8 protein-coding genes and 1 pseudogene are annotated in these 7,893 nt (G+C 66.0%); 4 read left to right on the top strand and 5 right to left on the bottom strand.

Features of this window, described 5'->3' with window-relative positions; all coding sequences use genetic code 11:
* From ACIQ3R_RS12310 to ACIQ3R_RS12320, 3 genes are all read left to right on the top strand, one after another.
* The coding region (locus ACIQ3R_RS12310; protein WP_397418899.1) for a serine hydrolase at window positions 1–662 on the top strand (662 nt) is incomplete at its 5' end.
* Between the two features lie 108 nt (window positions 663–770).
* Window positions 771–953, top strand: coding sequence for a 50S ribosomal protein L32 (gene rpmF / locus ACIQ3R_RS12315; protein WP_397418901.1), 183 nt, complete (start codon window positions 771–773; stop codon window positions 951–953).
* A 125-nt stretch (window positions 954–1,078) separates the two neighbouring features.
* Window positions 1,079–2,506, top strand: coding sequence for an alkaline phosphatase PhoX (locus ACIQ3R_RS12320; protein WP_397418903.1), 1,428 nt, complete (start codon window positions 1,079–1,081; stop codon window positions 2,504–2,506).
* 3 nt (window positions 2,507–2,509) lie between these two features.
* Here ACIQ3R_RS12320 and ACIQ3R_RS12325 read toward each other — a convergent pair whose 3' ends face one another.
* Window positions 2,510–3,283, bottom strand: a complete 774-nt coding sequence (locus tag ACIQ3R_RS12325; protein WP_397418905.1) for an enoyl-CoA hydratase — start codon at window positions 3,281–3,283, stop codon at window positions 2,510–2,512.
* 192 nt (window positions 3,284–3,475) lie between these two features.
* Between ACIQ3R_RS12325 and eno the strand changes: the two genes are divergently transcribed.
* Window positions 3,476–4,756 carry a phosphopyruvate hydratase gene (gene eno, locus ACIQ3R_RS12330; protein WP_397418907.1) on the top strand — a complete coding sequence of 427 codons (1,281 nt, stop codon included), beginning with the start codon at window positions 3,476–3,478 and terminating at the stop codon, window positions 4,754–4,756.
* Window positions 4,757–4,815: 59 nt separating this feature from the next.
* Here the strand turns inward: eno and ACIQ3R_RS12335 are convergent, their stop codons facing one another.
* From ACIQ3R_RS12335 to ACIQ3R_RS12350, 4 genes and pseudogenes are all read right to left on the bottom strand, one after another.
* The gene (locus ACIQ3R_RS12335; RefSeq protein ID WP_397418909.1) at window positions 4,816–6,159 is read right to left on the bottom strand and encodes a sensor histidine kinase; all 1,344 of its coding nucleotides are present in this window, start codon (window positions 6,157–6,159) and stop codon (window positions 4,816–4,818) included.
* On the bottom strand, window positions 6,156–6,893 hold the full coding sequence (locus tag ACIQ3R_RS12340) for a response regulator (protein ID WP_397418911.1): 738 nt from the start codon (window positions 6,891–6,893) through the stop codon (window positions 6,156–6,158). Before ACIQ3R_RS12340 ends, ACIQ3R_RS12335 begins: the two co-directional genes overlap by 4 nt.
* Window positions 6,894–6,956: 63 nt before the next feature.
* On the bottom strand, window positions 6,957–7,637 hold the full coding sequence (locus tag ACIQ3R_RS12345; protein WP_397418913.1) for an MBL fold metallo-hydrolase: 681 nt from the start codon (window positions 7,635–7,637) through the stop codon (window positions 6,957–6,959).
* A 75-nt stretch (window positions 7,638–7,712) separates the two neighbouring features.
* A pseudogene (locus tag ACIQ3R_RS12350) lies at window positions 7,713–7,893 on the bottom strand (amino acid permease); the annotation flags it as partial.

A 7,893-nucleotide genomic window follows, 5' to 3' on the forward strand; every position in this document is an offset into this window, starting at 1 on the left:
ATGCTCTGACCCAAGGATATCTGGTTGGAGAGGTTGTTCGGCGGATCACAGGTCGGTCTTTGGGAACTGTGTTCCGGGAGGAGGTGGCGGAACCTCTGGGCGCCGATTTCCACATCGGCCTGCCGGTATCGGAAGACGGACGCGTCGCCGAACTGATCCCAATCCCGCCGGGTGGGGCCGTCGGCGAGGGCGCCCAGAGTGCTCTGATGGCCAACATGGCCAACAATCCCGGGATCGACGTCGCCGAGACCAGGACGCGCGCCTGGCGCGGGGCGGAGATCCCCGCAGCCGGCGGCACGGGCAATGCGCGCAGCGTGGCCGAGATCCACGCCATCCTGGCCAATGGCGGCGTCGCCAAGGGGAAAAGATTCCTGTCCGAAGCCGGCTGCCGCAAGGCTCTGGAGCTTCAGGTCGAGGGGCAGGACCTGGTCATGGGCATCCCAGCCAAATTCGGCCTGGGATTCGGCTTGGCGGGTGGTGCGATCCCCCTTCCGAACCCAAATTCGATGTATTGGGGCGGCTATGGCGGCTCGCTGATCATCATCGATTTCGACGCCCGGACGACCTTCGCATACGTCATGAACCGCATGGAGGGCACCACGACCGGCGACGTGCGCGGCTTCGGCCTCTGCATGGCGATGTGGGAAGCCCTGGGCGGCTGACTCAGACCGGCGGATTGGGCGGGTTGATCGCGGGGACGGTTTCCGGCATAAGCCCGCGCTCACGACGGCGGCCGATCAGGGCCGCCGCACCTATCTCGAGATCTTCCGATGGCTGTTCCTAAGAGAAAAACTTCGCCGTCGCGTCGCGGCATGCGCCGCTCGCACCATGCCCTGGGGCCCAACAGCTTCCACGAGGACAAGGAAACCGGCGAACTGAAGCGTCCGCATCACGTCGATCTCAAGACGGGGATGTACAAGGGCCGCCAGGTCCTGACGCCGAAGGACGACTGACGCTTTAGCAGGCGACGATGCGGAGAGCGCCGGCCGGACAGGCCGGCGTTTTGCGTTTCAGCGCTGCGAAATGTCATGCGTTCGCCATGCGCTCACGCAATAAGACGTGATCCCAAGAGGTTCGTATGTCGCTGTCTCGCCGCCACCTGATCGGAGCCGCCGCCACCGGCGCCGCAATGCTGGGCCTCTCAAGGCTGGCGGATGCTGCGGACCTGGCGGGCGAGGGCTATGTCAACGAGGTCTACGGCTACGGTCCGCTGAAACCAGATCCCGACAAGCTTTTCGATCTTCCGGAAGGCTTTTCCTACACCGTGGTCCAACGCGCTGGCGACCCGATGAGCGATGGGCTGGTCACGCCGCGCAAGATGGATGGGATGGGCTGCTTCCGCCTGTCGGGTGGTCGTGTCGCTCTCGTGCGCAATCATGAACTCAGCGGCGCGGACATGGACTTCGGCGCTTTCGGTGAGGGCCACCGCCTGGCCGACAAGATCGATCTCGCACGCGCCTACGACCGTAATGAGGACGGCAAGGTGCTGCCGGGAGGGACCACGACACTTGTCTACGATGTGCGCCGCAAGCGCCTGGAGAGCTCGTATCTCAGTCTCGCTGGAACCAGCACGAACTGTTCTGGCGGGATCACGCCATGGGGATCGTGGCTAACCTGTGAGGAGGTCCACTTGTCGTCAGGCGACAGGGTCGGCGGCCGCGGCATTGGTCAGTCCCACGGTTGGGTGTTCGAGACGCCCGCCGCTCGCAAGGGCCTCGCGGAGCCCCGTCCGATCACCGGGATGGGTCGGTTTCGCCATGAGGCGGTGGCCATAGATCCGCGCACCGGCATCACCTACCTCACCGAGGACGAGGGCGACGGGCGCGGCCTCTTCTATCGCCATTTGCCTGCAGATCGGCGCAACCTTCACGAGGGCGGGCGACTTCAGGCCCTGGGCTTCGAGGGCGGCGGCGACAGCCGCAACTGGACGAACGCAGAGTGGACCCAGGGACAGTGGCGCAACGCAGTCTGGATCGATCTTGACGGCGTCGACAACCCCAACCGTGATCTACGACATCGCGGCCAGGCCAGGGGCGCAGCCTGGTTCGCGCGCGGCGAGGGCATCGTCTACGGCGACGGCGAGTTCTATTTCACCTGCACCAGCGGCGGGCCCAGGCAACTTGGCCAGATCTTACGCTATCGCCCGAGCCGCTTCGAAGGCGACAGCCGCGAAGCGGGCGAGCCGGGGCGGTTGCAACTGTTCAGCGAGCCGACCGACCCCAGGGTCATGAAGATGTGCGACAACCTCGTGGTCTCGCCAACGGGCCATCTGGTGGTCTGCGAAGACAAGCTGCCACAGGACGGGGCCGACTACCTCCGCGGCGTCACACCGGAAGGCAAGGTCTATGCTATCGGGCGGATCTGGCAGGAGCCGGGGACCCTCTCGACGACGGAGTTGGCCGGCGTCTGCTTCTCCCCTGATGGGTCGACACTGTTCGTAAACTCCTACTGGCCAGGCATTACCTTTGCGATCACTGGGCCGTGGAGCCAGTTCCGCAACGTCTGAGCCCTACTGGCTGCGGCCGCGGGACTGCACGGCTTCACGGCGCTTCGCCACCATGTCGGGCGTGACCGCGCGATTGTGAACCACCGAGCGTTCGTGCTCGAGCTTCAAGCCTTCGCCCATCGGCAGATCATAGCCGTCGTCGATCATGCCCTTGTAGGTGACCAGCATGTCCGACTCGATGTCGGCCATCTGGGCGGCCAGTTCGAGCGCGGCGGGCATCAGCTCTTCCGGCGCGACCACCCGGTTGACCATGCCCCAGTCATAGGCCTGCTGCGCCGACAGGAAGTTGCCGGTCAATGACAGCTCCTTGGCGCGATAGAGGCCGATGCAGCGCGAGAGCTTCTGCGAGAGCCCCCAGCCCGGCGTGATGCCGACCCGGGCATGGGTGTCGGCGAAACGAGCGTTGGTGGAGCAGATCATCACGTCGCAGGCCAAAGCCACCTCGAATCCGCCGGTGATGGCGACGCCGTTGATCGCCCCGACAATTGGCTTCTTGCACGACAAAACCGCCTGGGCCGGGTTCTCCGCAGGATCTGTGGCGTTGGCGGCGCCCATGCCGAGCGGATCTGTCGAGAGCTCCTTCAGGTCCAGACCCGCCGTGAAGGCCCGCTCGCCGGCGCCGGTCAGAACGATCACCTTCACATCGGGGTCGGCATCGAGCTCGGTCATCGCCTTCTGCAACGCCGCCCGCAGCGCCTTGGAGAGAGCGTTCATGGCCTCCGGTCTGTTGAGGGTGACAACGGCGACGTGGGGAAGGGGCTTTTCGACCAGCAGCATGGCGCTCTCCGTTTTCAGGACGCGGGATGCCCGGGCGCCGCCGCGTCCGTCAAGGCGAGTCGCGGCGCGCGGACGGTCTCCAAGCTCCTGCGACTGAGTCCCGGGCGCGCTTGCACGCCTCTGGACCCCCTGGGCCGTTGCTCAGGCCCGCCGGGACAGGCTAAGGCTCCGGCCCATTCCGAGGGAGACCCCATGACCGAGATCGTCGACATCATCGCCCGCGAAATCCTGGACAGCCGGGGCAATCCGACTGTCGAGGTGGATGTGGTGCTGGACGACGGCTCCATGGGTCGAGCCGCCGTGCCCTCGGGGGCGTCGACGGGCGCGCACGAGGCGGTCGAGAAGCGGGACGGCGACAAGGGGCGCTATGGCGGCAAGGGCGTGCTGGCCGCCGTCGAGGCGGTCAACGGCGAGATCTATGACGCACTCTCAGGCTCCGACGCGGAGGACCAGCGGCGTATCGACCGGATGCTGATCGAGCTCGACGGCACGGCCAACAAGAGCCGCCTGGGCGCCAACGCGATTCTGGGGGTCAGCCTGGCGACCGCCAAGGCAGCGGCAAGCTCGGCGGCGCTGCCGCTCTACAAGTATGTCGGCGGGGTGTCGGCCCGTGTGCTGCCGGTGCCGATGATGAACATCATCAACGGTGGGGCGCATGCCGACAATCCGATCGACATCCAGGAGTTCATGATCCTGCCGACGGGTGCTGACACCTTTGCCGAGGGCCTTCGGATGGGGGCGGAGATCTTCCACGGCCTGAAGAAGGCGCTGCACGACGCCGGGCACAACACCAATGTCGGCGACGAAGGCGGCTTTGCACCCAACATCGCAAGCGCCAAGGACGCCCTGGCCTTCATCGTCAAAGCCGGTGCGTCGGTAGGCTACAAAGCCGGTGAGCACTTCCACCTGGGTCTGGACGTCGCTTCGACCGAGTTCTTCAAGGACGGCCGCTACGCGATGACCGGCGAGGGCAAGACGCTCGATCCGGCCGGAATGGTCGACTATCTCGCCGACCTGGTGGCCGCGTTCCCCATCGTCTCGATCGAGGACGGCTGTGGCGAGGACGACTTCGAAGGCTGGAAGCTACTCACCGATCGGCTCGGCGACAAAGTGCAGCTGGTCGGCGACGACCTGTTCGTGACCAATCCGGCGCGCCTGGGCATGGGAATCGAGAAAGGCCTCGCCAACTCGATCCTGGTCAAGGTCAACCAGATCGGAACGCTTTCTGAGACCCTGGACGCCGTCGATCTGGCGCACCGCAACAGCTATTCGGCGGTAATGAGCCACCGTTCCGGCGAGACCGAGGACGCGACCATCGCAGATCTCGCGGTGGCCACCAATTGCGGACAGATCAAGACCGGCTCGCTGGCGCGTTCGGACCGCACCGCCAAATACAATCAGCTGCTGCGTATCGAGGAAGAACTGGGCGACCAGGCTGTCTATGCCGGACGGGGCGCGCTGCGGCGCCTGTAAACCCAGGCGGCCTGCGACGACCTCCCGGCCCCGTGCCCCCGAGGCGCGCCTGCGTCCCGTCAGATCGGCAGTTGCACCCGGGCGGTCAGGCCGCCGCCGGCGCGGTTGTGCAGGGTGACGTCGCCGCCATGGCCTCGCGCTATGGTGCGAACCACGGCTAGTCCAAGGCCAATGCCGCCGGTCTGGCGGCTGCGCGAGGGTTCCCGGCGATAAAACGGTTCGAACACCTTCTCGGCGTCCGCGGCGGGGATGCCGGGTCCATCATCATCTATCTCGACGACAGCATGGCCGGCGTCGCGGAACACCCGTGCGCGCGCCTGCCCGCCAAACTTCACGGCGTTCTCCAGAAGATTGGAGATCAGGCGGCGGAGCGCCAATGGATCACCCTGTAGGACAACCTTTTCGCCAAGCTCGACCTCGGCGGGCGCGCCCGTCTCCGCCATTTCGTCGCACAGGCTCTCCACCAGCGACGAAAGCTCCAATGCCGTGCGTTCTCCGCGCGGCGCGCCGTCGCGGACAAAGGCCAGGGTGGCGGCGATCATGTCCTCCATCTGGTCGAGGTCGTGGGCATACTTCGCACGCTGATCATCGGGGAGGCCTTCAATGCGAAAACGAAGGCGGGTGAGGGGGGTGCGCAGGTCGTGGGCGATGGCGCCGACCATGGCGGTCCGGTCCTGAACGTACCGCTGCAGCCGTTCCTGCATCTGGTTGAAGGCTCGAGCCGCGACACTGATCTCCGCCGGCCCGCGGACCGCGAGCGGCGGCGCGCCGGGATCGCGACCAAGGCGTTCAGCGGCCTCGGCGAAGATCTTGATGGGTTGCGAAAGGCGGCGCGCCACCATCCAGGCGAAGGGCGCCATGGCCAGTGCGGAGAGGGCGAACCACAGCAACACCCGCTCCTGCCAGTCATCGAGTCCAAAGGGTCTCTGCGGTGAGGTCACACGCCAGCGGCCATCGGACTGGCGGACCGCGACCTCGAATGGAGCGACGAGATAGTGTTCCTCATCCCCCAGTCCGGCGCGCGCCGCCCGGTCCCGGATCACGCGGCCGACACGTCGATCCGATAGCGGTCCCCGCTCGCCTGCGATTACGATATCAGACGGATTGACCCCCAGCCCCGCGGCGAGCTGCGCTTGAATGAGGGGGACGGTGGGGCCCTCGAGCCTTGGCCCCGGGGGTGTATCGCGGGTTTCGATGGCGAGGGGCTGGCGTTCCACGAATGTCTGGTCGACGCCGGCCAAGGCGCGCTGGATCTCGGGCGCCCGATAGAAGTCCGGGGCCGGAGGCGGCAGCAACAGGATCAGCAGAGTGCTGGTCGCCCATGCCGCCACCAGCGTCAGTCCGGTCAACGTCAGGAGATGGACCAGGAGCGGAGCCGAGGGGCGGGCGGGCGCCGGGCTCACGAGCGCTTCACTTTGGTCGAGAACATGTAGCCTTCGTTGCGAATGGTGCGGATCAGATCGTGGCCGCCGCCGCCGTCGTCCAGCTTGCGACGCAGGCGGCTGATCTGGACGTCGATGGCCCGATCAAAGGCGTCCGAGTCCGGCCCGCGCGCGAATTCCAGAAGCTGATCGCGGGTCAGGACGCGCTGCGGACGCTCTACAAAGGCCCGCAGCAGGGAGAATTCACCCGACGACAGGTTGACCACGACGCCAACCGGCGAACGCAACTCGCGGCGGACCAGATCCAGCCGCCAGCCGGCGAACTCGCAACCCGCGCCCAGCGCCCCGCCGGACGCCCGTTGCTCGGCGCGACGCAGGACCGCCCGGACGCGCGCCAGCAGTTCACGCGGGTTGCAGGGTTTGGCGAGGTAGTCGTCGGCCCCCAGTTCCAGACCCACAATACGATCGGTGTCCTCGCCCATGGCCGAGAGCATGATGATCGGCGGGGCGGTCTCGGAGGTGCTGAGGCGGCGACAGACGGCCAGGCCGTCTTCGCCCGGCAGCATGACGTCGAGAACAATCAGGTCTACCGGTCCGCGCTCCAGCACGCGCTCCATCTCCGTCGCGTCTGCGGCGGTTTCGACCTTGTAGCCGTGCCGGCCTAGGAAGTCGGACACGACGTCCCGGATGCCGGAATCGTCATCGACCATGAGGATGCGCGCGCCGCCCGCGGCCATGTCAGTCTGGAGCTCCATAGCGGCCACAGTGGTGGACCGTGGTAACGGCGGAATGTCGCCTCTGTAACGGTCCGCCCAGGTTCATTCGTTCGCCAGGATCATGTCGGCCACAAAGGGGTTGGTCTTGCGTTCCTGTCCAAAGGTCGACATCGGGCCGTGACCCGGTACGAAGCGGACATCCTCCCCCAACGGCCACAGCTTCTTTGTGATGGCGTCGATCAGGTCCTGATGGTTGCCACGCGGAAAGTCGGTTCGTCCAATCGAGCCTTGAAACAGAACGTCGCCGACTTGAGCGAAACGGGCTTCCCGATGGAAGAAGACAACGTGACCGGGCGTATGGCCGGGGCAGTGGATGACTTCGAACTGGGTCTCGCCGAGCGTCACCACGTCGCCGTCCTGCAGCCAGCGATCCGGTGTGAAGCTCTGCGCTTCCGGCATGCCCCACTTGGCGCCCGAGGCGCCGATATCATCGATCCAGAAGGCGTCGTCGGGGTGGGGGCCTTCGATGGGACACCCGGTCCGAGCTTTCAGCGCCGCTGTTCCTCCGGCGTGGTCAAGGTGTCCGTGGGTGATCCAGATTTTCTCAAGCGTGAGTCCGTGCTCTGCGAGGGCGTCCATCAGGCGGTCGACCTCGCCGCCGGGGTCAATGATCGCCGCCTTCTTGGTCTTCACACACCAGACAATGGTGCAGTTCTGCTGCAGGGGGGTGACCGGTGCGATGAGGGCGCGGATCGGCAATGGCTGAGGGGTCGGCGAGTTCATGAGCCCTATGATCGGCCCAACGCCGCCATATGAAAAGGCCCGGGTTTTCCCCCGGGGCCAATCCACGTCCTGGTGTTAGGTTCCCGGCATCGGTGGGACAGGTCCCGGCGGTGCGTCGGCGTCCAGTTCGTGCACTTCCGGCTCGCCATGCGCCACATGGCTCTTGCGGTATCCATACAGGAAGTAGACCACCAGCCCGATCACCGCCCAGCCGACAAACATCAGCTTGGTCTCATGGGACAGGCTGAAGAACAGA

This window comes from Phenylobacterium sp., assembly GCF_044371015.1.
In the GTDB taxonomy this organism is placed as follows: Bacteria; Pseudomonadota; Alphaproteobacteria; order Caulobacterales; family Caulobacteraceae; genus Phenylobacterium.

Bases quoted from the DNA above. Each gene is read 5' to 3' on its own strand.
- rpmF (WP_397418901.1), top strand. From the start codon at position 771: ATGGCTGTTCCTAAGAGAAAAACTTCGCCGTCGCGTCGCGGCATGCGC.
- ACIQ3R_RS12320 (WP_397418903.1), top strand. From the start codon at position 1,079: ATGTCGCTGTCTCGCCGCCACCTGATCGGAGCCGCCGCCACCGGCGCC.
- ACIQ3R_RS12325 (WP_397418905.1), bottom strand. From the start codon at position 3,283: ATGCTGCTGGTCGAAAAGCCCCTTCCCCACGTCGCCGTTGTCACCCTC.
- eno (WP_397418907.1), top strand. From the start codon at position 3,476: ATGACCGAGATCGTCGACATCATCGCCCGCGAAATCCTGGACAGCCGG.
- ACIQ3R_RS12340 (WP_397418911.1), bottom strand. From the start codon at position 6,893: ATGGAGCTCCAGACTGACATGGCCGCGGGCGGCGCGCGCATCCTCATG.
- ACIQ3R_RS12345 (WP_397418913.1), bottom strand. From the start codon at position 7,637: ATGAACTCGCCGACCCCTCAGCCATTGCCGATCCGCGCCCTCATCGCA.